This is a genomic window from Clostridium lacusfryxellense (assembly GCF_018861735.1).
Lineage (GTDB): Bacteria > Bacillota > Clostridia > Clostridiales > Clostridiaceae > Clostridium_AD > Clostridium_AD lacusfryxellense.
This window is the reverse complement of sequence record NZ_JAHLEB010000040.1, coordinates 25,413-46,615: the sequence shown is the minus strand read 5'-3', so window position 1 is coordinate 46,615 and position 21,203 is coordinate 25,413. Positions and strand designations below refer to the sequence as shown.

The window sequence follows — 21,203 nt, the reverse complement described above, 5'->3', positions numbered from 1 at the left end:
ATACGAAATGGAAGAAGAGACCCTCGCAAAGTCAGAACCAAATCGTCAGTTAGCTTCTTATATAGAGTAGCATAAAGAATCACTAATAAAAATATTTTTTGACGGAGAAATATCTCTGTCTTATTTGCATGCCCAAAAATAATAGTTGTAAAAGAAAAAGGCCAATTAAAAGCATACATACTTTCAATTGGCTATAATTCTATTTGTCACAAGATGGTTAACTTAATGACATTGCCCACTAGGGGGCCCTTAAACATACTTTTTCATGTGTTTTAATGCATTCTTTTCTACTCTAGATACCTGTGCTTGTGATATACCTATTTCATCAGCTACTTCCATTTGAGTTCTTCCTTGGAAGAATCTTAAATTTAATATTAATTTTTCTCTATCTTTTAATTTGTCCATTCCATCTTTAATTGATATGTTTTCAAGCCAACTATCATCTAAGTTTTTAGTGTCCCTTATCTGATCCATTACGTAAACTTCATCTCCACCATCATGATAAATCGGTTGGAATAAAGATACAGGCTCTTGCATAGCATCTAGTGCGAATACTACATCTTCCCTTGGTAATTCTAGTTCTTTAGCTATTTGCTCAACAGTAGGCTCTCTATTATTCTCATTGACTAGCCTATCTCTTACTTGTAATGCTCTATATGCAATATCACGCAGAGATCTACTTACTCTTATTGAATTATTATCTCTTAAATATCTTCTTATTTCACCGATAATCATAGGAACCGCATATGTTGAAAACCTAACATTTAGACTTAAATCAAAATTATCAATGGATTTCATTAACCCAATGCATCCTACTTGAAATAAATCGTCTACGTTTTCTCCTCGATTATTAAACCTCCTCAAAACACTTAGAACCAATTTTAAGTTTCCTTCAATAAATTTTTCGCGACACTCGTGCTCTCCGTTTTGTATCCTATATAATAATTCTTTCATTTCCTTTTCTTTTAATACTGGTAGTTTTGAAGTATTTACTCCACTTATTTCTACTTTATTGAACATCATAAGGTAATCACTCCCTTCAAGCATTGTTGCTTTAACATTGTGTCCTTATAATTTGTCTTTTATACTACGAACAAGCCTACAATATTTTAATAAGCTTGGTCATAACTAAGACCCATATTTATATTCGTATATGTCATATTCATCTATGTGATATAATAAAAAAGTTAGTATGTGTTATTAGGAGATGGTCAAATGATAAAAGAAAATAAGAACGATTATAATTTAAGTAGTGAGATAATAAAAGCAATTAATTTGTTGAATTTTAAAGATTTCACTTTAGTTCAAAAACAAGTTATACCAGCAGTGTTGGCGCAAAAGGATGTAGTAGTAAAGTCACAAACTGGAAGTGGTAAAACTGCTGCTTATGCCATTCCTATTTGCGAATTAGTTGATTGGGAAGAAAATAAGCCTCAAGCATTAGTGCTTACACCAACAAGAGAACTTGCTATTCAAGTCAAAGAGGATATTTTTAATATAGGTAGATTTAAAAGACTAAAGGTAGCTGCACTTTATGGTCAGTCCCCTTTCTATGACCAAAAGAAAGAACTTAAACAAAAAACACATGTAGTAGTTGGTACCCCTGGACGAATAATAGATCATTTAGATAAAGGTACATTTGATACATCAAATATAAAGTATCTTGTAATAGATGAAGCCGATGAAATGCTTAATATGGGATTTATAGATCAGATAGAAATAATAATAAGAAGTTTACATAAAGATCGACTTACTATGTTATTGTCAGCAACAATGCCTAAAGATATAGAATCTTTATGCCACAATTACATGAAAAATCCAATCCATATTGAAATAGAGCAGCAAAATAAATCAGATGACAATATATATCAAGTACGATATAACGTGCACGAATTGGATAAAATAGATCTTTTAAAAGATATAACAACAGTTGAAAATCCTGATAGTTGTATAATTTTTTGTAATACAAAGCTAAAGGTAGATTCAGTTTATAATCAACTTTCAAGGTTCGATTATACTTGCAAAAAAATCCATGGTGGAATGGAACAACCTGATAGATTAAGAGTGATGAATGATTTTAAAAAGGGTTACTTTAGATATCTGGTAGCTACAGATGTTGCCGCTAGAGGTATTGACATAGATAACATTAGCCTAGTTATTAATTATGATATACCAAATGATAAGGAAAGTTATGTTCATAGGATAGGAAGAACTGGCCGCATTGGCAAAATGGGCCGTGCAATTACTTTTGTAACTCAACATGAATCTAGATTTTTAGATGACATAGAGCGCTATATCGGTAAAGATATTCTTTTAAAAGAAATTCCAGATTCCAAAATAGTAAGTAGTGCTAAAGAAGGATTTGTAGATAAAATGAATACCAGACCTGTTGTTAAAGAATCAAAAGGTGCGGAGCTAGACAAAGAAATTTTGAAATTACATATTAACGCAGGTAAAAAAACAAAAATGCGAGCTATGGACATCGTAGGCACACTTTGCAGTATTGATGGAATGACTAAGGATGATATAGGAATCATCAATATAGTCGATATATCTACATTTGTAGAAATATTAAATAATAAGGGTGAGTTGGTTTTTAATGAGTTACAAGATAGACCTATTAAAGGCAGACTTCGCACAGTAAGTAAGGTGGAATTATAAAAACAAAAACACATCATAGGATTTAATCCATGATGTGTTTTTGTTTTTATAATTTATTTTACCTTTGAGACGCCTCATAACTAAAACATACAGGCGCTCCGTTACTGTCATCTATCATAATCCTTGCATCTATTTGGAAAACTTCTTTTAAAACTTCTGTCGTAATAACTTCAATTGGAGTTCCAATCTTAACTATTTTCCCTTTCTTCATAGCTACTATTTCATGTGAAAACCTTGCTGCATGATTAATATCATGAAGTACCATAACAATGGTCTTTTTTTGCTCTTTATTTAATTTCTCATTCCGAATATGGCAAGGTGTACTGGTGACAATCCATTCGGTATCATTGACCCAAAACCAAATACAATTCCAGCTCCAAGTGCCGAACCTACCATTGAATAAAAAATCATATGATAAGATGTCATGCCTGGATCTATTACCATGCACAGTGTAATAAGAAAAGCTGCACCATCTCTCACTCCCATAATAGAAGGGGATGCAAGATAATTTCTTGTCATCCCCTGCATAAGTGCTCCTGATATGGAAAGATACACTCCAACAAGAAGTGCTCCTATTACTATTGGAAGACGTGAGATCCTAATAATATTATGATCTACATTTCCTGGTTCAAAGTGAAATAGCGCATTCCTTATGGAAGTTCTCAATTTGAAACGTGTAGGTATTGATGACGTGTTCTTTGACCTAGGAGAGTGAAATTGGAGTTGATGTAGAAGAAATTCTCCCTTATGATTTATAAATGGCAAAAGGACTTTTTACCAATGAAGAATATCACTATTTACTAAGCAAGAAAGAAGATGGGAATGCTGCTTTTTATGATATATGGACTTCAAAAGAAAGTTATGTCAAAGCGGAAGGTAGAGGACTTTCTATACCTTTAGATTCATTTAATGTAGAAATGCATTCCAATTACATTAAATTAACTTATATGCACACAGGAAATATAATTTGTGATTTTACTTGTAAGGGGTATAATATTGATAGTAATTATAGTCTCTGCGTTTGTGTTAATCATGGAGATATCTCTCAATTTAAAGAGTTACCTATTTTACTATCTTTTAATGAAATATGTAGTTCTTTAGGAATTTAATTATAAAAATAATAATTTAAAATACACTAAATAAAAGGCGGTACTATAATGAGCAATTACGAATTAGATGAATTAAGAACAAAGGTCGACAACTTAAATCTGGCGTTATTAAAATTAATTAATGATAGAGCAAAACTTGTTCAAGAAATAGGAACTGCCAAGAAATCTCAAGGCGTTCATCGTTATGATCCTGTTAGGGAAAGAGAAATGCTTAATAGTATCAATGAACATAATAATGGTCCTTTTGAAAAAGCTACCATTGAGCATGTTTTCAAAGAAATATTTAAAGCGGGACTCGAACTTCAAAAGGATGACCATAGCAGAACTCTACTTGTATCTCGAAAACATAAGCCAGAAAACACAATCATAGATATTAAAGGTGTAAAAATTGGCGATGGTAAACAACATTTCGTATTTGGTCCGTGTGCTGTAGAATCTTACGAACAAGTTGCAATAGTTGCGAAAGCGATGAAAGAAAAGGGTCTCAAAATCCTAAGAGGTGGAGCTTATAAGCCACGATCTTCTCCATATGATTTTCAAGGTTTGGGAGTTGAAGGCTTAAAAATTCTAAAACGTGTTGCAGATGAATACGACCTTGCTGTAATTAGTGAAATAATCAGCGCAAATGATCTGGAAATGGCTGCAGATTACATTGATGTTATTCAAATTGGGGCTAGAAATATGCAAAACTACGATTTGTTAAAGGCAGCAGGAAGGATGGATAAACCTATACTTTTGAAACGAGGCATATCGGCTACTATTGAAGAATTTATATACGCAGCAGAATATATAATGTCACAAGGAAATGGTAAGATTATTCTTTGCGAACGAGGAATTAGGACCTATGAAACATCCACAAGAAATACATTAGATATCACTGCTGTTCCAATATTAAAACAAGAAACACACTTACCGGTATTTGTTGATGTAACTCATTCAACAGGTAGACGTGACTTACTACTTCCTGCAGCTAAAGCTGCAATGGCAATTGGAGCAGATGGAATTATGGCAGAAGTACATCCAGACCCAGCTGTAGCACTATCTGATTCTGCTCAGCAAATGGACCTAAAACAGTTTGATCATTTCTTTAGTGAACTTACATCTTCTAACTTTAGAAGAATCTAACTTGGAGGTGTTTTAAATGGAAAAGACTCGCTATAAGCGTTGTGATGGATGACATATTGATGAAATTAGCTCAGGTCCAAAGAGCAGAAAATGAGTTTTAAATGTGCAATAAGCATCGGAATGACAATGGAAGAACTTATGGGAGTTGTTATTCACTGCGCAGTTTATGCAGGTTTTCCTAATGCTATAAATGCTTTAAATATATTGAAAAACGTTTCCGAGCTGGAATATCTTAAAACAAGCTAGTATAAAAAATGCCCCCTAAATACCATCTAGAAATAGATGGTCTTTTTTGGTTCAACATAATTATTTTCCTTCGAATCAATAATCTATTTCAATTAATTCGAATTATCATTTTATTGACAATATCATTTGTAAATGATATTGTATATCAGTAAGAATTAAATCGGTATTCAAAATATAAAGTAGGGTGAGTGTATTATGTTATTATCAAAAGGAAAGATCGGTCAAACTTATAATATTAAACACGTTGATGGTAAAGAAAAGATTATAAAATTTCTTTTTACTCTAGGATGTTTTGAAGGAGAAGAGATTACTCTTATTTCTAAGCTTGCAGGGAATTATGTAGTTAATATTAAAGACAGTAGATATGCACTTGATGAAGGTATGGCAAAATCTATTGAGATAGAATTATAATTTTAGTTAGTTTTTTGTACTTATATTATTTCCACGATATGCTAGAATTTGTAGCATATTATATTTGCTCAGGCATTGATAATGATTATTATTACTAAATGGGTTTTATTACTAAATTAATTTTCAAAAGGGGGATTTACAATGAGAATAGCGTTAGCGGGTAATCCGAATTCGGGAAAAACAACACTATATAATGGGATTACAGGAAAGGCAGAGCATGTAGGCAATTGGTCTGGTGTTACAGTATCAAAAAAAGAGGCAGACCTTAAGAAAAAGTATAATTTAAAGGGACTCGATGTTAGAATTGTTGATCTTCCTGGTACATACTCCATTTCACCATTTACTGGTGAAGAAGCAATAACTAGAGACTTTATCTTAGACGAATCTCCGGATGTAATTATTAATATCGTTGATGGAGCCAACGTTAGTAGAAGTTTATTCTTTACAACTCAGCTTCTTGAACTGGGAGTTCCAGTAGTCATTGCACTTAACAAAAATGATATTATATCCAAAAGAGGAGATTCAATGGATATAAGTGCTTTAAGCAAAGCACTTAATTGTAAGGTTGTTGCAACTACTGCCACATCGGAAGATGGGTTATTAAATTTAATTACTGAAGCGATTAAATTAGGACAAGCTAATGGGCCTCAAGTTGCACCGAATTTTGAAGAAAAAGATTCTGATATTGCAAGACAAAAATTCGTAGATAGCATTGTCCTTAAGTGTCAAGTTAAGAAGAGAGATGCTAGTAAAATCACTTTATCTGATAAAGTGGATAGAATTGTAGCTGATAAGTGGCTGGGCATACCTATATTTCTTTTGATTATGTGGGGAGTATTCGCATTTTCTATTGAAGGCCTAGGTGGATTTTTATCTGGATACTTTAATGATGTAGTGTTTGGAGAAATTATTCCAAATGCTGCAAATGGATTTTTAGGAGGACTCGGAATTAGTCCGCTATTGCAAGCACTTATAGTAGATGGTGCAATTGGCGGTGTTGGTGCTGTTGTAGGATTTTTACCTTTAGTTATGGTATTATTCTTTTGCTTATCACTGCTTGAAGATTGTGGATATATGGCTAGAGTAGCAGTAGTAATGGATAGATTTTTCAAAAAAATAGGTCTATCTGGTAAATCAATTATTCCTATGATCGTAGGTTCTGGTTGTGCAATTCCAGGTGTTATGGCAACGAGAACAATAGAAGATATAAATGAGAGGAGAATGACTACAATTCTTACTCCCTTTGTACCTTGTGGTGCTAAGCTCCCAATTATTGCGTTGTTTGTAGCTGTATTTTTCCCAAAAAATTCTTGGGTAGGACCTAGTATGTATCTTATTGCAATTGTAATGATTGTAATTGGAGGACTTTTACTAAAGAAAATTTTTGTATGGGACAACACTTCCCAATTTATTATGGAGCTTCCAGAGTATAAGTTGCCTAGTTTAAAGTATGCTTTTAATCAAATGATTGAAAAAGCAAAAGCTTTTATTTATAAAGCTGCAACCATTGTACTTGTGTGTAATACTCTAGTATGGTTTGCACAGGCATATAGCTGGAGTTTTAGTCCCGTAACAGATCAAAGTACAAGTATACTTGCTACAATTGGATCGGTAATTTCTCCTATTTTTATTCCGCTTGGATTTGTCGGATGGCAACTTGCAGCGGCAGCAATAACAGGTTTTATTGCCAAAGAAAATATTGTTGCTACATTTGCAGTGCTTTTAGCTGTAACTTCAGAAGAAGCGTTACATTTGCCTGGAGGTGCATTAACTCATTATTTCACTCCAGTGACAGCTTTTGCATATCTTGTATTTAATTTATTTACTCCACCTTGTTTTGCGGCAATTGGAGCTATGAATTCGGAAATGGGTTCAAAAAAATGGTTATTTAAAGCTCTAGGTTTCCAGTTTAGTGTTGGATATATTTTAGCAATGCTCGTAACACAAATTGGCTCACTTATAGTATATGGTACACCAGCGGTAGGGTTCGTGCCTGCTATAATTATAGCTATTATCGCCATAATTTACCTTGTTATTACTATTAGAAAAGCTGATTCTAAACGTATTGAGTTAGGAGTTGAAGTTTAATGCTTGCGAATATAATAGTCGGTTTAGTTTTTGCTATTATTTTAATATTTGCTGCAAAGAAGGTTTATACTGATACCAAAAATAAAAAATGCAGTTGTGGTAGCAGTTGTTCTGGAAAAAGCAAATGCAACAAAGCTAAATAATATTAGTCTATAAAAAAGGTTATACATCATTAAAAACGATGCATAACCTTTTTTATATTTTATATCTATAGAATAAATAAAAACTATAATAATGAATGCCTATGATTTAAATATACATACAGGTTTGACTATTCCACTATTAAATGGTATATTCTAAATAGCAATTAGTTTTAATAATGATTATCATTATCGTTCATTGCTATTTATAGAGAACTTAAATACATAAAATTACCACGAGGATTAAAATGAAAAGAAGTTTATAAATTAATTAATTTTCTTCCCTGTATTCTAAAATATCGCCTGGTTGGCACTGAAGTGCTTTGCATATAGCCTCTAAAGTTGAAAACCTTATTGCCTTTGCTTTATTGGTTTTTAATATAGATAAATTAGAATTTGTAATTCCTACTTTAATTGCTAGTTCAGATAAAGAAACCTTTCTTTTAGCCATCATTACATCTAAATTCACTATTATTGCCATGTTTTTCACCTCAACTTACTTATATAACTCTATTATTTATACTGTAAAGTCATTTTCTTCTTTAACTTCAATCGCCTGTTTAAAAACCTTGGAAAGAACTAATGTAAAACAACCTGCAAAGAAGAAAATTATAAACTCAATGTCTGTATGTATACCTTTAGCATCAATTTCTATTAACTTAAAATTCAAATATTGATTATTAATAAAAAAATTAACCACGTAACAACCAGAGATAATAAAACATGAAGTTGCAACACTTTTTAAACTTTCAACATTCTGATTTATAAAAGGTGTTGATTTAACTAATGAATTCATAATACATCTTAGATAATACATTATGCAAAGAAGTGCAAATCCACCTAAGACAAACAGGATGCAGGTAGTAATATTTTTAGGGTTAAGTAAGTTTACCTTTTGAGAAACCAAGGCTTTTTTCAATATTAATAAATATACAATAAATCCTATAACTATTAAACTATCCAGCATTAACTTTAACAAAGAAGACAAAGAAGTTTTCCCATAATATTTCATAAAAATATCCTCCATAACTTATAATTATATAATTTGATTGTTTGAAATCAAAGATTATATTACATGTTTAAAACAATTTTATCACTTTTTTTTCCTTTTTACAATATATAATGATTGTTTATCAATAATCATTATATAAATCAACTATAACTTAAGGAATGCAAATCCAAAAAACAAAAGTAGCCCCATATCGCTAGATATGGGGCTACTACTTCAATTTCAATGATGTTAAAGACGATTAATATGTGAAATTAAGTAGTACCTTTATGCGCTGCTGAATGTTCCTTTAACTTATTTTTTTCTTCTTCTGTAGCATCACCAGGCCCACTAGTCATATTAGGCATATTATACATTCTAGTAACATCAGAATTTGAGGCATTATTTTTATTACTATTTTCTTTTTTTGTTTCATCTAAATTATATTTATTCATGTATATTCTCCCTTCAAATATAGATAATACATATATATATTATAGTTTACCCACTTTGTTATAAATTATTATTTGAAAATATTTTAATATGTGTTAGAGTAAATATAATAATTCATTTTTACGAAAGGAGACATAATAATGATTAAAGAAGGAGATTTGGCACCTAATTTCACATTAAAAAACGAACAAGATCAGGCTATAACTTTAGGAGATTTTAAAGGTAAAAAGGTAGTTCTATATTTTTATCCCAAAGACAATACCCCTGGTTGTACGAAAGAAGCATGTAGTTTTAGAGATGTATATGATGACATATTGGACGCGGGAGCTGTTGTCATTGGGGTTAGTAAGGATAGTTCTAGTTTACATAAAAAATTTAAAGAAAAGCACAATTTGCCTTTTTACTTGTTAAGTGATCCTGACCATAATGTTATAGAATCTTATGGATCATGGCAAGAAAAAAAGATGTTTGGTAAAACCTCTATGGGAATTGTACGTTCAACATTTATTATTGATGAAAATGGCATAATAATTAAAACTTATGAGAAAGTTAAACCAGATCAGCATGGTGAAGAAGTGCTCAAAATACTAAGAGAGTAACAATATAAATATAAATACACTCTCATAAGTAGTATATATAATATGCTAGTGTATTTATATTATAGTATTTATTTTTCAGCAATTATTTTTATACTTTTTATTAATTCTCCAATTTGACTTTCTGCATGAGAGCAAGATTATTCATCTGGATGACCCTTTTGCGTCCACGTAAATTTGGTTTTCTTAGAATCTATAGTTACTAGATTATAAATTATAAGGGAATAGTTTTCAGGTTTGTTTTCTGATCCAGAAAAACTAGACCAAAAGCTATAACTTAATAATTCCTGTAAAACATTTTCCTTAATCACGCCCATGTCACAATATTTTTGCCCATTAAACTCGCCCATAAACTTTATTTCATTTCCAATTTTCCAATCTGTTATTGTTTGGGTCCCATAAAGATATTCTCCGATAAATTTAGGGTTTGTCAAAACATCCCACACTTTAGATCTCTCTGTATTTATTTCAATTGATTTCGATGCTATTAGATCATATTTTATTCCTCCTTATATCTTGTTTAATATGAAAATATACTATTATTTTATTATTAATAGTATATCATTTGCATAGAAAAAATTATATATACATAATTTCATATATTATGCTTGGTTTTGGTGGAATGACAGAAAATGAGATTTCCGAAGGTATAATGTTACTTAATGATGTTTGGTTTAAAAAAGATGCCTTAGCTAACGAAATATAGTGAATATTCCCAACGTATTGTTTATAATAAGAATACACGGAGGTGAAGTCATGAAAAGAAGGTCCACAATAATTTTCACTAGAATATTTTTAATAATTATTCTTTTTACTCTAACTACATTAGGGCAAAAGGTGTATGCATCAGATACTAAAACCTATAATTTATCTGGATATGATATTAATATATTGGTAAATAATGATGGTTCAGCTAACTTTGAAGAGCGGCTTACTTATAATTTTGATGGTAAGTTTAACGGGATTACTAGAGATGTACTGTGACACAGATGGAACCTTAAATTCTACATTACTATTATCTAATATGGAAGATTCGCCTTCAAGTGGACCATGAGCAAAAACTTTTAACTCTTCTTTTGTAGCACCGCTAGGAAGTGTTATTTTTATTTTTATGTTATCCAATCTAGTTTGCCAATAAGTGTCAACTACCTTCCTGTTAAATGCTGCAACGTCCGTGTATTTTGTAACGATATCCATTAATTTATACTTTATAACAAAAGTTTTTTCTTCATTTTTTGATGATTCGAAAATTTTAAGTCTTCCTAAATTATCTTCCGCTTCATAGTTATAAGTACCTGGATCACCTGAATCATCAAGAGAATTACCAGAATTTAATGTGAGTTCTTTTAAAGTATTGTTTTCTAATACATAAACTTTTTTGTCTTTTAAGCCTTTTGTAAGTGAAAAATCACCATAGCCATGAATTCTGAATTAGTAGGTTTTCCTTTTTCATTGCAAGTAGTATACCCAAAAATATTATTAATATATTCTACCTGTCCACTAGTCCACGTAACCTCTATTGCATGTCTTATCGCTCTCTCTACCCTACTAGCGGTAGTATTAAATTTCTCGCTTATTAATGGATATAATCCCTTTGTAACTGATGATAAAAGGTCAATATCGAATACTAGCATATTTATTGCCTCTCTTATATACATATAACCTTTTAAATTAGCAGGGATTCCAATCTGGTGAATAATATCTGTTATTTGAATGAACATATCCATTGGCTCGCTTTTAGCTACTTCACTTTCAGTATTTTCCAAGTAAATTATTTCTTTCTTTACCTCACAACCATATATATTATGATTTGCCACTTGTCTAATTGTTCTTATAAATTGTTCCATATTAAAAGGTTTCAGAACATAATAATCTGCTCCTAACGATAGAGCTCTTTGCGTTATTTTATCTTGGCCAACCGCTGATAAAACTATTACTCGAGGTTTTGGCTCTAACTCCATAGCATTTAAACCCTCTAGTACACCCAACCCATCTAGCATAGGCATAATTATATCAAGTACTATTAAATCAGGTTTCTTTTCTCCAATTAATTTTAATGCCTCTAATCCATTCTCCGCGATACCAGTAACAACCATATCTCGTTGCATTAATAGATATTCATAAAGAATATTACAGAACTCCTTGTTGTCATCAGCAATGACTATGTTAACTTTTGGCACATCCATATTTTTAGTCCCCTTTATGTTTTATTTTCATACAATATTATATATATTCGACAAATTATTGTAAAATCCTTTTATTCTGAATAAATAATTTGAAATTTTGTACAAATAAGTAATTTTAGAGGTAATTTCATTCCAATTTACTTCTTATTTCGACATTTAGAGATTATTAAATGCAGAAAAACTTTTTCAAGATATAAAAAAGAAGCATAACAATTAATTGCTAAACTTCTCTTTATATCTTTTCTTATTCTATTAAAAATCTCCATACACTTCAATTAGCAAGTTACTTTTATTTAATAATAAGACCTAGTATGGATGAAATAGAAATTGCTTGAATTGTAGTAACTCTTGCACCCCTTATATCGGCTATATTTATTCCCATACCTTCGATATCACAACTTGTAAAATCTACTCCCTTAAGATTTGTAAAATTCATCTGGGCCTGAGTAAGATTAGATTCACGAAATTCAACCTTTAAAAATTTTGAATTTTGAAAATCTGAAGAACGTAATTGACACTCTATAAATGCAACTTGCTTACAATTTGAATAACTAAAAAAAGCAAATTCACCAATACAATTTTCAAAAATAACTTCTCTAAACGTGCTTTCACTTAAATTAACGCCAATGATTTTACAATTCACAAATTCTACCCTATGTAATGACGCCTCATTAAAATCCACATTTGACAAATCACAATTTTCAAATCTCACATCCGTCATTTCTATACGCCTAAAAGTTATTTTATTAAAAATAACCTTTTTAAATATCACTTGTTTAAAATTCACTCTATCTGCTTCATGGTTTTCTAATGAACATTCGCTAACCGTTCCATAAGAAAATATGCTTTCATCCTCAATATTTTCTTTAGCTAGCTCTATGACATCTAAATCACTATCGAATTTAGGTCGTGCGATCTTTGTTTTTATCTTCTTGTCTTCCATGTATTTACCTCCATTTATCTTTAAAAGAAATAACCTTTAATTACTAATATAATTATAACATTCTTTAATAAATAAATGCATGTTGAAAATAGTTTAAAGTTATACATTACATGCATTCAAAGCTTTACATTAAATAGTATGTCCTTAGGTTAAGTCTAATGACTAAATATATCGTTTGATGATTTATAATGTAAAATGATATACTTAGTCTTGGAAAATATACTAAACAATTAGATCATGGAGGTTAATATGAGTGGAAATGCAGCAAATGTAACAGAGAATTTAATGACACTACTAGCAATTTTAATATTTACGGGAGTTATTTGTGTGAAGATAATCCAACATATTCCGATTCCAGACGTTGTATTATTTATTTTCGCAGGAATATTTTTAGGGCCTTCATTTCTTAATATTTTAAATTTTGATCAATACACTACTGGCAATCATTTGATACTTACATTTGGTGCCGCATATATTTTGTATGATGGTGGGCGAGAAGTACAATTACATGTTTTAAATAAGGTAAAAACATCGGTATTCACATTATCTACAGTTGGTGTTTTAGTATCCTCTTTCATAACTGCTTTCTTTGCATATAAAATACTAAATATAGATTTTATGTCTGCACTATTATTAGGATCAGTTATTGCATCAACAGATCCTTCTGTACTAGTTCCTTTGTTTAAAACAATAAATATAAGCAATAAGGTAAAGCAAACAATAATTTCTGAATCAGCATTTAATGATGCTGCAGGTGCTATTATAACTTTTGCAATAATAGGAATAATTCAAGGTGGAAATTTCAGTCTAGGCAACAGCGTTATAAAACTTATAACAACAGCTGGTGGTGGTATCTTAATTGGATTATTAGTTGGCTATTCAATTACTGTTCTACTTTCAGATAAAAAATATAATTTCTTACAAGGCCATTCTGCTGAAGTTGCAATTGCCTCTATTTTAGGCGCATATGTTCTAGCAGAGCGTTTAGGGTTTAGTGGTTTTATGGCTACTTTTATGGTAGGAATGGTTTGTGGAAATAAGCAGATATTTAATCTTAAGATGGCTAAAGAAAATTTAAGTTTACATGTTAACTTTAAAGATACATTTATTTCTTTACTCAGAATTATGATATTTATTACTTTAGGAACACAAATTGACTTTGTTTTATTAGGACAATATTGGGTACAAGCTTTAATTATTATTTTATTATTTATGTTTATAGCTAGACCAGTTTCCGTATTTATTTCGGTGATGTTTGATAAAAAAGCTGAATGGAAATTAAATGAGTTATTGTACCTTATGTGGACTCGCGAAACTGGTGTTATACCAGCGGCACTCGCAGGCATGATTATAAGTTTAAAAATTAATAATGCACCAATAATTTCAGCTGTTACCTTTATGGCAATAATCATAACTTTAACTTTTCAAGCAAGTACTGCCAAATATGTTGCAAAACTTCTGAAACTTGAAGAAGCTGTAATTAAAGAAAATATAATTACGGTAAAAGATGAAGTCTCTGCAAATTAATTTAAAAATGCCCAGTATTGTTTTTATACAGTACTGGGCATTTTTAAATTTATATAACATTACAAATTCCAACAAGCTACTCGATGTCCTCCACCTAAATCTTCAAATTTTGGTTCCTCTTTGCTACAAATCTCTGTACACTTAAAACATCTAGTATGAAAACTGCATCCCGAAGGTGGATTAATTGGACTAGGTACATCTCCTGTTAGTATGATTCTATTTTTCTTTTTAGTTGGATCTGGAATTGGGATAGCTGATAATAGTGCTTGTGAATATGGGTGTCTAGGTTCACGATAAAGTAAATCTCCATCCGCAAGTTCAACCATCTTCCCTAAATACATTACACCAACTCTCGTACTTACATGTTTAACTACGTTTAGTCCATGTGCAATGAATAGATATGTTAAATCAAATTCCTTTTGCAAATCATGAAGCAAATTTAATACCTGGGCCTGTATAGACACATCTAATGCTGATACTGCTTCATCACAAACTATAAGCTTAGGGTTTAAAGAAAGGGCTCTAGCAATACCTACCCTTTGTCTTTGACCACCACTAAATTCGTGTGGATATCTATTTCTATGAAAACTAGCAAGCCCTACACAATTTAAAAGTGAAAGAACCCTTTTTTCTATATCTTCTTTTCTTTCTGTTTTATTCACCTTCATAGGCTCCGCTATTATATCTCCAATGCTCATCCTTGGATTAAGAGAAGAGTAAGGGTCTTGAAATATAATTTGTATGTTTTTTCTCATACTCTTTTGCTCTTTTTTTGATAATTTAGCTACATCTCTTCCCTCAAAGATTACTTGACCAGATGTTGGCGCTAACAAATTAACAAGCATTCTACCGGTAGTTGATTTACCACAACCAGATTCTCCAACTAATCCTAAAGTTTCACCCTTATAAATATTAAATGATACACCATCAACAGCCTTAACAAAATCTGTTGTTTTACCAAATATACCGGATTGTACAGGAAAATACTTTTTTAAATCTTTAACTTGTAATAATGGCTCCATATCTACACCTGTCCTTCCTGTTTATCATTGTATAGAAAACAACGAACTTTTCTACCCTCGTAGTCAACAAGTTCTGGCTGTTTTTGTATGCATACATCCATACATTTACTACACCTGTCACTAAATGCACATCCCTTTGGCATATTTAAGGGGTTTGGTACCATTCCTGGAATCATAAATAATTGATCTACTTTTTCATCCACCTTAGGTATTGAAAGAAGTAATCCCTCAGTATAAGGATGTAGTGGCTTTTTGAAAAGTTCAAGTGAAGTTGCTTTTTCAACTATCTTACCACAATACATTACTACAACCTTATCTGCTGTTTCTGCGACTACACCAAGATCATGGGTAATTAAAAGAATCGCAGTATTAAATTTATTTTTTAGACTTATAAGTAGTTCCAATATTTGAGCTTGTATAGTAACATCAAGGGCAGTTGTAGGCTCATCCGCAATAAGTAATTCTGGATTACAAGAAAGTGCTATAGCAATCATTACTCTTTGCCTCATACCACCACTTAATTGATGAGGATAATCGTTTATTCTTTTCTCTGGAGTTGGAATTCCTACTAATTCAAGCATCTTAACTGCCTCAGCAGTAGCTTCTTTCTTTTTCAGATTTTTATGACGAGTTATAGTTTCTGCTATTTGTTTTCCTATAGTAACCACAGGATTTAAAGACGTCATAGGTTCTTGAAATATCATTGATATTTTATCCCCTCTTATATCTTGCATTTCCTTCTTACTTTTCTTTAACAAATCTTCACCTTTAAATAGAATTTCACCGCCTATAATTTTCCCAGGAGGACTCGGTATAAGGCTTAAAACTGAAAGTGAAGTTACGCTTTTACCACTACCAGACTCACCAACAATAGCGAGTATCTCACCTTTCTCTACTTCAAAATCCACACCATCTACAGCATTAACTAATCCGCCCTTAACCCTAAACTGAGTTTGTAAATTTTTAACTTCTAATAACATTATGTTATCCCCCTTATTGATGAAGTTTTGGATCTAGTGCATCGCGTAGTCCATCACCAAATAGATTGAAAGCAAGTACAGTTATAGTTATAGCAATACCCGGAAAAAGAATTATATGAGGAGCATTATAAAAATATCCACGTCCAGCTCCCAGCATACTTCCCCATTCCGCTTGTGGAGGCTGTACTCCAAGTCCTAAAAACCCGAGAGCAGCAGTATCTAAAATAGCATTTGATACTCCTAGAGTCGCACGAACTATTATCGGAGAAATTACGTTAGGCAGTATATGTTTAAATATTATAGCCGCATCACTATTTCCAATAACTCTTGCTGCTTGGACATATTCACTATCTTTAATTGACAATATAGACCCTCTAACAATTCTAGCGTATTCAGGAATTGTAACAATACTTATTGCAATTATTGCGTTGTCAATACCTTTTCCTAGCACACTCATAAAAGCAATTGCCAGTAATAATGATGGAAAGGCAAGCATGATATCCATAAATCTCATTATTAACATATCTACTTTACCACCGTAATACCCTGCTAGAGATCCTACAACAATACCTATAGACAAAGCTACTGCAACAGCTGTAATACCAACCCTTAAAGAAATCTTAGTACCATCTATTATCCTACTTAGAATATCGCGCCCCTGCTCATCAGTTCCAAACCAATGGGCAATAGAAGGTTTTTGAAGGCTTTGTGATAGTTCTCCTATATTCGCATTATAAGGCATAAGTAATGGTCCAAAAATAGCGACTATCAAAAGAACTATTATTATTATAAGTCCTACTAGTGCTGCTTTATTTTTCTTAAGCATATACCATGCGTTTCCAAGTTTAGATTCTTCCTTAGGAGCTTTTTGCAATTTAACTTCATCATTTTCATCTAATTTTTTATTTGTCATTATTTCACTCCCTTAAGAATATTTAATTCTTGGATCTATAACTGCATAAATTATATCTACGATCAAGTTAACAAGCACAAATATAACTGCCATCATCATAACAGTACCTTGAACCACTGGATAATCTGTTACTAAAATTGCCTCTACTACGTATTTACCAACGCCTGGCCATGAAAATACAGTTTCTGTTAGTACTGCTCCACCAAGTAATGTACCCAGTTGAAGTCCTATTACTGTTATAATTGGAATTAGTGCATTTTTTAGTGCATGTCCAAAAATAATTGGTCTTTCTAATAACCCCTTTGCCCTAGCAGTCCTTATATAATCCTGCCTCACAACCTCAAGCATTGTAGACCTAGTCATTCTTGCGATAATAGCAGTAGATGCTGACCCAAGGGCTACTGCTGGCATAATTAGATGTCTTACAGTGCTATAAAATGCAGGCATATTACCTGTAACTAGAGAATCTATTAAGTATAGTCCTGTAATTTTAATTGGTTCAAGACCTATATCTATTCTACCCGATACTGGCAACCACTGAAGTTGCACTGCAAAAACTAATATAAAAATTAAACCTAACCAAAATATAGGCATAGATACTCCAAGTAAAGATATTACCATACATATATAATCAATAATTGAGTTTTGTTTTATTGCAGAAATAACCCCCATAAATACCCCAAAAATAGAAGCAAATATAACCGCAGCTAATGCAAGCTCAATCGTAGCTGGAAAACGAGCCATTATTTCATCCCATACTGGTGTTTTTGTCATAAGTGAATTCCCCAAATCCCCATGAGATAATCCTCTTAAAAAATCCCAGTACTGAACATAAATAGGTTTATTAAGTCCAAGTTGTTCCCTTAGTGCTGCAATCTGATCTTGCTTTGCGTGCTGCCCAAGAATTGTGGCAGCTGGGTCCGTAGTAAACATGTGCATTACTAAAAATACAAGTATTGATACTCCAATAATAACTGGTATAAGTAAAAGCAGTCGTTTAATAATATATTTAACCATAGTTACCCTCCTTCCTAAATCTTAAAAAAGTGGAAAATCGCTTAATGCGATGTTCCACCTAAAAACACTTCTAAAATAAAATTATTTATCTACCCCTTCAAAGAATACTGATCCTGTTGGATGAACTGAAAAACCAGTAACCTTAGGTGAATATGCAGCAAGAACTTGTGAATGAGATAGTGGAAGCCATGCTGCATCCTTTGAAACTATCTCTTGAAGATCTTTATAAACTTTATTTCGTTCTTCTCCATTTGCTAATTCTCTACCTTTTACAAGTAGCGCATCAACTGCTGGATTTGAATATTTAGCTGAATTCAAAGTAGATTTAATTTCATGTGAATCGAATAGTGAAAGGAAATTATCTGCATCCCCATTATCACCAGTCCAACCATAGAAGAATATATCTCCTTCTCCATTAGCAACCTTTGTTTTATAATCAGTCCAATTATAAGAGTCAATTGTTGCAGTTACACCAATTTTTGCTAAATAATTTTGCACTGATTCTGCAAGTTTTTGTCCGCCAACTGAATTATAAGGTCTTGGATTTGAATAAGTAATAATCTTAACCTTTAAATCTGATTTACCAACTTCTTTAAGCAATTGTTTTGCTTTTTCTACATCATAGTTATATGGTTGTACATCCTTGTCATAACCAGGTATAAAAGATGGAAGTGGGCTGTTTGCTACACTTGCATATCCTTGATATAAATATTTAATTAATTCATCACGATTTATAGCATGAGATATAGCCTCGCGAAGTTTAGGATCATTAAATGGTGCTCTTGCACAATTAAATGCCATATAATTAATATTCATTCCATCTGATTTATATATTTTCATCTTACTAGATTCTAATTTTGCAATATCATTAGGATCTACTCCATCAATTATATCTGTTCCACCTGTCATTAAATCACTGGCACGAACTGAATTTTCCTTAGTAAACTTAAATACTACGTTATCAGCCTTTGGTTTACTACCCCAGTATCCATCATATTTTTTAAGCTTCAATGATTGATTTTTATCCCAAGATACAAACGTATATGGACCTGTTCCAACTGGATTCTCCATTAGTTTACCTTTGTATTTTTCAATTGCTGTTGGGCTTAAAACTGGAGCAGCCAGTGTCATTGCAAGATTCGCAAGAAATGGTGTATACTTGCTTTTTAATGTAAATTTAACTGATAAATCACTTACTTTTTCAATTTTAACAACTGGTCCATAAGTAAAGGATGCATATGGCATATCCTCTGTAGCCTTTGGAGCAATCTGTCTTTCTACATTAAATACAACAGCATCTGCATTAAAAGGAGTTCCGTCTTGGAACTTAACGTCCTTTCTTAAATTGAAGGTATATTCTTTTCCATCATCACTAATTTTCCAATCTGTAGCAAGACTCGGCGCTATTTCTGTTGATCCATCTTTGTATTTAACTAGTCCTTCATAAATATTACACATAACTTTTGCTGATTCACCATCATCTACATAAGCTGGGTCAAGACCTCTAGGATCCGCTCCTTGAGAAAAAATTAACGTTTTTGGTGTTGCTGTTTTTGTTGTTTTTGAACCGCCTGCGCAACCTGTTAGTGCCACACTTAGTACAAGTACTCCCGTCAGCATAATAGCAAGATATTTTCTTTTCATAATTTATTTGCCCCCCCGAATTGTCTAACTTTCTTAGTTTTCTTTTCTATATATTTCATATTTTTAACCACAATAAACTTTAAAGCATTACGTATTTATTTAGTTATTTTATCATCATAGTTTTAAAAATGCAAGTTTTATTTTAAAAGTTTCAATTAATTGTTTATTGAGTCCGTATATAGTATATATGTCATAAGATCTTTTTTTATGCAAAATTTATTTTATTCTACTTTAAAATAAGCGCACATCTATTTTGAATAGATGTACGCTTATTAACAAATCAGAATATAGGTCCTTCTTAGAACGCATTTTCAAGATGACTTTAAAGTATCTTCTTTTATAGCTTTAAATACAAGTTTACCTGCTTTAATTGGCCTTTCTAATATAAACAAATGTCCATAATCTTTTAAAGATATAAATGTTCTATTTTTAAAATTTTTAATCGTTTTACGCATCTCTTCTTCGCTAAAGAAAAAATCATTTTCACCTAAAAATGCGATAATTCTCTTGTTATTTTCTATCATTAGTTCATTTTTTGAAATTTCATTCATGCTATCACATTGTAGAAAGTCAGCATAACAAGTAGTTGATAAAACGGATATCATGTTTGGGTTTAGATATTTAATATACCAAGGCGTTTTGTTTGTACAATTCTTCTCAATTAGTGATTTTGTATTAAATGTTTTAGTTTCTTTATTGAATAACCCTTTAATAACTTCATTATCATGTCTTGTAAATCTTGCGCTAGCAAATAACAAACAAAGGAATACATTCTCATCTAATAGTTTTCTATTAATAATGTTTAGAAGTGTCATTCCACCAATAGAGTAACCAAGCAGTGTAATTTTACACGAGCAACGCTTTTCCTTAATTAACTGTTTAATTACATTCACTTGAAAATCGACCAAATCATTTCCATCGGTTAATGCTTCTCCCTGCGTTAATGATTTACCAAATCCATGTCCAGGAGTATTAATTATAATAACTTCGGTTTCCTTAAATTGCTTTGCAAATATAGCATAATTTGTGGCCTGTGTGCCTGCCCCAGTGAGAATAATAACTGTATTATATTTTGGATTACGCTCAACCTTTTTTAAACAAATAACTTTTTTATTATTTATTATTAAATTAATCTTCTTCAACCAAAATCCCAC

The 21,203-nt window shown here is 31.6% G+C and carries 27 protein-coding genes; 11 read left to right on the top strand and 16 right to left on the bottom strand.

Features of this window, described 5'->3' with window-relative positions; all coding sequences use genetic code 11:
- Positions 1 to 249 precede the first annotated feature (249 nt).
- Complete coding sequence (gene sigG / locus KPL55_RS18495; RefSeq protein WP_216308224.1) at positions 250 to 1,023, bottom strand: RNA polymerase sporulation sigma factor SigG; 774 nt, start codon at positions 1,021 to 1,023, stop codon at positions 250 to 252.
- Between the two features lie 192 nt (positions 1,024 to 1,215).
- Between sigG and KPL55_RS18490 the strand changes: the two genes are divergently transcribed.
- On the top strand, positions 1,216 to 2,661 hold the full coding sequence (locus KPL55_RS18490; protein ID WP_216308223.1) for a DEAD/DEAH box helicase: 1,446 nt from the start codon (positions 1,216 to 1,218) through the stop codon (positions 2,659 to 2,661).
- Positions 2,662 to 2,719: 58 nt separating this feature from the next.
- Here KPL55_RS18490 and KPL55_RS18485 read toward each other — a convergent pair whose 3' ends face one another.
- Positions 2,720 to 2,926 (bottom strand): ATP-binding cassette domain-containing protein, encoded by a 207-nt coding sequence (locus KPL55_RS18485; protein ID WP_216308222.1) that lies wholly within the window; start codon positions 2,924 to 2,926, stop codon positions 2,720 to 2,722.
- A gap of 26 nt (positions 2,927 to 2,952) precedes the next feature.
- The gene (locus KPL55_RS18480) at positions 2,953 to 3,327 is read right to left on the bottom strand and encodes an iron chelate uptake ABC transporter family permease subunit (RefSeq protein ID WP_216308221.1); all 375 of its coding nucleotides are present in this window, start codon (positions 3,325 to 3,327) and stop codon (positions 2,953 to 2,955) included.
- Between the two features lie 92 nt (positions 3,328 to 3,419).
- On the opposite strand from KPL55_RS18480, the gene KPL55_RS18475 reads away from it, so the two are divergent.
- The 6 genes from KPL55_RS18475 (at position 3,420) to KPL55_RS18450 (ending at position 7,783) form a co-directional block, all read left to right on the top strand.
- Positions 3,420 to 3,770 carry a 4'-phosphopantetheinyl transferase family protein gene (locus KPL55_RS18475; RefSeq protein ID WP_216308220.1) on the top strand — a complete coding sequence of 117 codons (351 nt, stop codon included), beginning with the start codon at positions 3,420 to 3,422 and terminating at the stop codon, positions 3,768 to 3,770.
- A gap of 48 nt (positions 3,771 to 3,818) precedes the next feature.
- Positions 3,819 to 4,895, top strand: coding sequence for a bifunctional 3-deoxy-7-phosphoheptulonate synthase/chorismate mutase (locus KPL55_RS18470; protein WP_216308219.1), 1,077 nt, complete (start codon positions 3,819 to 3,821; stop codon positions 4,893 to 4,895).
- 90 nt (positions 4,896 to 4,985) lie between these two features.
- A complete protein-coding gene (locus tag KPL55_RS18465) occupies positions 4,986 to 5,141 on the top strand; it encodes a carboxymuconolactone decarboxylase family protein (protein WP_216308218.1) in 156 nt (51 codons plus the stop codon).
- Positions 5,142 to 5,336: 195 nt separating this feature from the next.
- Positions 5,337 to 5,552 carry a FeoA family protein gene (locus KPL55_RS18460; RefSeq protein ID WP_216308217.1) on the top strand — a complete coding sequence of 72 codons (216 nt, stop codon included), beginning with the start codon at positions 5,337 to 5,339 and terminating at the stop codon, positions 5,550 to 5,552.
- 141 nt (positions 5,553 to 5,693) lie between these two features.
- A complete protein-coding gene (gene feoB / locus KPL55_RS18455) occupies positions 5,694 to 7,640 on the top strand; it encodes a ferrous iron transport protein B (protein WP_216308216.1) in 1,947 nt (648 codons plus the stop codon).
- Positions 7,640 to 7,783, top strand: coding sequence for a FeoB-associated Cys-rich membrane protein (locus KPL55_RS18450; protein ID WP_216308215.1), 144 nt, complete (start codon positions 7,640 to 7,642; stop codon positions 7,781 to 7,783). The genes feoB and KPL55_RS18450 overlap by 1 nt, the downstream gene beginning before the upstream one ends.
- 268 nt (positions 7,784 to 8,051) lie before the next feature.
- Here KPL55_RS18450 and KPL55_RS18445 read toward each other — a convergent pair whose 3' ends face one another.
- The 3 genes from KPL55_RS18445 to KPL55_RS18435 form a co-directional block, all read right to left on the bottom strand.
- Positions 8,052 to 8,261, bottom strand: a complete 210-nt coding sequence (locus tag KPL55_RS18445) for a helix-turn-helix domain-containing protein (protein WP_216308214.1) — start codon at positions 8,259 to 8,261, stop codon at positions 8,052 to 8,054.
- Positions 8,262 to 8,297: 36 nt separating this feature from the next.
- A complete protein-coding gene (locus KPL55_RS18440) occupies positions 8,298 to 8,792 on the bottom strand; it encodes a DUF2975 domain-containing protein (RefSeq protein ID WP_216308213.1) in 495 nt (164 codons plus the stop codon).
- A 251-nt stretch (positions 8,793 to 9,043) separates the two neighbouring features.
- Positions 9,044 to 9,223: a hypothetical protein gene (locus KPL55_RS18435; RefSeq protein WP_216308212.1), complete on the bottom strand. Its 180-nt coding sequence runs from the start codon at positions 9,221 to 9,223 to the stop codon at positions 9,044 to 9,046.
- Positions 9,224 to 9,361: 138 nt separating this feature from the next.
- Here KPL55_RS18435 and bcp point away from each other — a divergent pair, with 138 nt between their 5' ends.
- Positions 9,362 to 9,820: a thioredoxin-dependent thiol peroxidase gene (gene bcp / locus KPL55_RS18430; protein WP_216308211.1), complete on the top strand. Its 459-nt coding sequence runs from the start codon at positions 9,362 to 9,364 to the stop codon at positions 9,818 to 9,820.
- A gap of 137 nt (positions 9,821 to 9,957) precedes the next feature.
- Here the strand turns inward: bcp and KPL55_RS18425 are convergent, their stop codons facing one another.
- On the bottom strand, positions 9,958 to 10,284 hold the full coding sequence (locus KPL55_RS18425; RefSeq protein WP_312887338.1) for an SRPBCC domain-containing protein: 327 nt from the start codon (positions 10,282 to 10,284) through the stop codon (positions 9,958 to 9,960).
- A 98-nt stretch (positions 10,285 to 10,382) separates the two neighbouring features.
- Between KPL55_RS18425 and KPL55_RS18420 the strand changes: the two genes are divergently transcribed.
- Both KPL55_RS18420 and KPL55_RS26800 read left to right on the top strand, forming a co-directional pair.
- Positions 10,383 to 10,523, top strand: coding sequence for a hypothetical protein (locus tag KPL55_RS18420; protein ID WP_216308209.1), 141 nt, complete (start codon positions 10,383 to 10,385; stop codon positions 10,521 to 10,523).
- A 50-nt stretch (positions 10,524 to 10,573) separates the two neighbouring features.
- Positions 10,574 to 10,801 carry a DUF2207 domain-containing protein gene (locus tag KPL55_RS26800; protein WP_216308208.1) on the top strand — a complete coding sequence of 76 codons (228 nt, stop codon included), beginning with the start codon at positions 10,574 to 10,576 and terminating at the stop codon, positions 10,799 to 10,801.
- On the opposite strand, the gene KPL55_RS18410 is transcribed toward KPL55_RS26800, so the two are convergent.
- The 3 genes from KPL55_RS18410 to KPL55_RS18400 all read right to left on the bottom strand — a co-directional run bounded on the left by KPL55_RS18410 (position 10,727) and on the right by KPL55_RS18400 (position 12,946).
- On the bottom strand, positions 10,727 to 11,242 hold the full coding sequence (locus tag KPL55_RS18410) for a DUF2207 domain-containing protein (protein WP_216308228.1): 516 nt from the start codon (positions 11,240 to 11,242) through the stop codon (positions 10,727 to 10,729). The genes KPL55_RS26800 and KPL55_RS18410 overlap by 75 nt on opposite strands.
- Complete coding sequence (spo0A, locus tag KPL55_RS18405; protein WP_216308207.1) at positions 11,203 to 12,003, bottom strand: sporulation transcription factor Spo0A; 801 nt, start codon at positions 12,001 to 12,003, stop codon at positions 11,203 to 11,205. The genes KPL55_RS18410 and spo0A overlap by 40 nt, the downstream gene beginning before the upstream one ends.
- Positions 12,004 to 12,292: 289 nt before the next feature.
- On the bottom strand, positions 12,293 to 12,946 hold the full coding sequence (locus KPL55_RS18400; RefSeq protein WP_216308206.1) for a pentapeptide repeat-containing protein: 654 nt from the start codon (positions 12,944 to 12,946) through the stop codon (positions 12,293 to 12,295).
- 249 nt (positions 12,947 to 13,195) lie between these two features.
- Here KPL55_RS18400 and KPL55_RS18395 point away from each other — a divergent pair, with 249 nt between their 5' ends.
- The gene (locus tag KPL55_RS18395) at positions 13,196 to 14,473 is read left to right on the top strand and encodes a cation:proton antiporter (RefSeq protein ID WP_216308205.1); all 1,278 of its coding nucleotides are present in this window, start codon (positions 13,196 to 13,198) and stop codon (positions 14,471 to 14,473) included.
- A 59-nt stretch (positions 14,474 to 14,532) separates the two neighbouring features.
- Here the strand turns inward: KPL55_RS18395 and KPL55_RS18390 are convergent, their stop codons facing one another.
- From KPL55_RS18390 to KPL55_RS18365, 6 genes are all read right to left on the bottom strand, one after another.
- Positions 14,533 to 15,495 (bottom strand): ABC transporter ATP-binding protein, encoded by a 963-nt coding sequence (locus KPL55_RS18390; RefSeq protein WP_216308204.1) that lies wholly within the window; start codon positions 15,493 to 15,495, stop codon positions 14,533 to 14,535.
- Positions 15,496 to 15,497: 2 nt separating this feature from the next.
- Positions 15,498 to 16,475 (bottom strand): ABC transporter ATP-binding protein, encoded by a 978-nt coding sequence (locus KPL55_RS18385; protein ID WP_216308203.1) that lies wholly within the window; start codon positions 16,473 to 16,475, stop codon positions 15,498 to 15,500.
- A gap of 13 nt (positions 16,476 to 16,488) precedes the next feature.
- Positions 16,489 to 17,388, bottom strand: coding sequence for a nickel transporter permease (gene nikC / locus KPL55_RS18380; RefSeq protein WP_216308202.1), 900 nt, complete (start codon positions 17,386 to 17,388; stop codon positions 16,489 to 16,491).
- 12 nt (positions 17,389 to 17,400) lie between these two features.
- Entirely contained in the window at positions 17,401 to 18,405 is a 1,005-nt protein-coding gene (locus KPL55_RS18375; RefSeq protein WP_216308201.1) for an ABC transporter permease, read from the bottom strand.
- Between the two features lie 81 nt (positions 18,406 to 18,486).
- Entirely contained in the window at positions 18,487 to 20,049 is a 1,563-nt protein-coding gene (locus KPL55_RS18370; RefSeq protein ID WP_216308200.1) for an ABC transporter substrate-binding protein, read from the bottom strand.
- Between the two features lie 311 nt (positions 20,050 to 20,360).
- Positions 20,361 to 21,191: a serine aminopeptidase domain-containing protein gene (locus KPL55_RS18365; RefSeq protein ID WP_216308199.1), complete on the bottom strand. Its 831-nt coding sequence runs from the start codon at positions 21,189 to 21,191 to the stop codon at positions 20,361 to 20,363.
- Positions 21,192 to 21,203 lie beyond the last annotated feature (12 nt).

Bases quoted from the DNA above. Each gene is read 5' to 3' on its own strand.
- sigG (WP_216308224.1), bottom strand. From the start codon at position 1,023: ATGATGTTCAATAAAGTAGAAATAAGTGGAGTAAATACTTCAAAACTA.
- KPL55_RS18490 (WP_216308223.1), top strand. From the start codon at position 1,216: ATGATAAAAGAAAATAAGAACGATTATAATTTAAGTAGTGAGATAATA.
- KPL55_RS18485 (WP_216308222.1), bottom strand. From the start codon at position 2,926: ATGGTACTTCATGATATTAATCATGCAGCAAGGTTTTCACATGAAATA.
- KPL55_RS18475 (WP_216308220.1), top strand. From the start codon at position 3,420: ATGGCAAAAGGACTTTTTACCAATGAAGAATATCACTATTTACTAAGC.
- KPL55_RS18470 (WP_216308219.1), top strand. From the start codon at position 3,819: ATGAGCAATTACGAATTAGATGAATTAAGAACAAAGGTCGACAACTTA.
- KPL55_RS18465 (WP_216308218.1), top strand. From the start codon at position 4,986: ATGAGTTTTAAATGTGCAATAAGCATCGGAATGACAATGGAAGAACTT.
- KPL55_RS18460 (WP_216308217.1), top strand. From the start codon at position 5,337: ATGTTATTATCAAAAGGAAAGATCGGTCAAACTTATAATATTAAACAC.
- feoB (WP_216308216.1), top strand. From the start codon at position 5,694: ATGAGAATAGCGTTAGCGGGTAATCCGAATTCGGGAAAAACAACACTA.
- KPL55_RS18450 (WP_216308215.1), top strand. From the start codon at position 7,640: ATGCTTGCGAATATAATAGTCGGTTTAGTTTTTGCTATTATTTTAATA.
- KPL55_RS18445 (WP_216308214.1), bottom strand. From the start codon at position 8,261: ATGGCAATAATAGTGAATTTAGATGTAATGATGGCTAAAAGAAAGGTT.
- KPL55_RS18440 (WP_216308213.1), bottom strand. From the start codon at position 8,792: ATGAAATATTATGGGAAAACTTCTTTGTCTTCTTTGTTAAAGTTAATG.
- KPL55_RS18435 (WP_216308212.1), bottom strand. From the start codon at position 9,223: ATGAATAAATATAATTTAGATGAAACAAAAAAAGAAAATAGTAATAAA.
- bcp (WP_216308211.1), top strand. From the start codon at position 9,362: ATGATTAAAGAAGGAGATTTGGCACCTAATTTCACATTAAAAAACGAA.
- KPL55_RS26800 (WP_216308208.1), top strand. From the start codon at position 10,574: ATGAAAAGAAGGTCCACAATAATTTTCACTAGAATATTTTTAATAATT.
- spo0A (WP_216308207.1), bottom strand. From the start codon at position 12,003: ATGGATGTGCCAAAAGTTAACATAGTCATTGCTGATGACAACAAGGAG.
- KPL55_RS18400 (WP_216308206.1), bottom strand. From the start codon at position 12,946: ATGGAAGACAAGAAGATAAAAACAAAGATCGCACGACCTAAATTCGAT.
- KPL55_RS18395 (WP_216308205.1), top strand. From the start codon at position 13,196: ATGAGTGGAAATGCAGCAAATGTAACAGAGAATTTAATGACACTACTA.
- KPL55_RS18390 (WP_216308204.1), bottom strand. From the start codon at position 15,495: ATGGAGCCATTATTACAAGTTAAAGATTTAAAAAAGTATTTTCCTGTA.
- KPL55_RS18385 (WP_216308203.1), bottom strand. From the start codon at position 16,475: ATGTTATTAGAAGTTAAAAATTTACAAACTCAGTTTAGGGTTAAGGGC.
- nikC (WP_216308202.1), bottom strand. From the start codon at position 17,388: ATGACAAATAAAAAATTAGATGAAAATGATGAAGTTAAATTGCAAAAA.
- KPL55_RS18375 (WP_216308201.1), bottom strand. From the start codon at position 18,405: ATGGTTAAATATATTATTAAACGACTGCTTTTACTTATACCAGTTATT.
- KPL55_RS18370 (WP_216308200.1), bottom strand. From the start codon at position 20,049: ATGAAAAGAAAATATCTTGCTATTATGCTGACGGGAGTACTTGTACTA.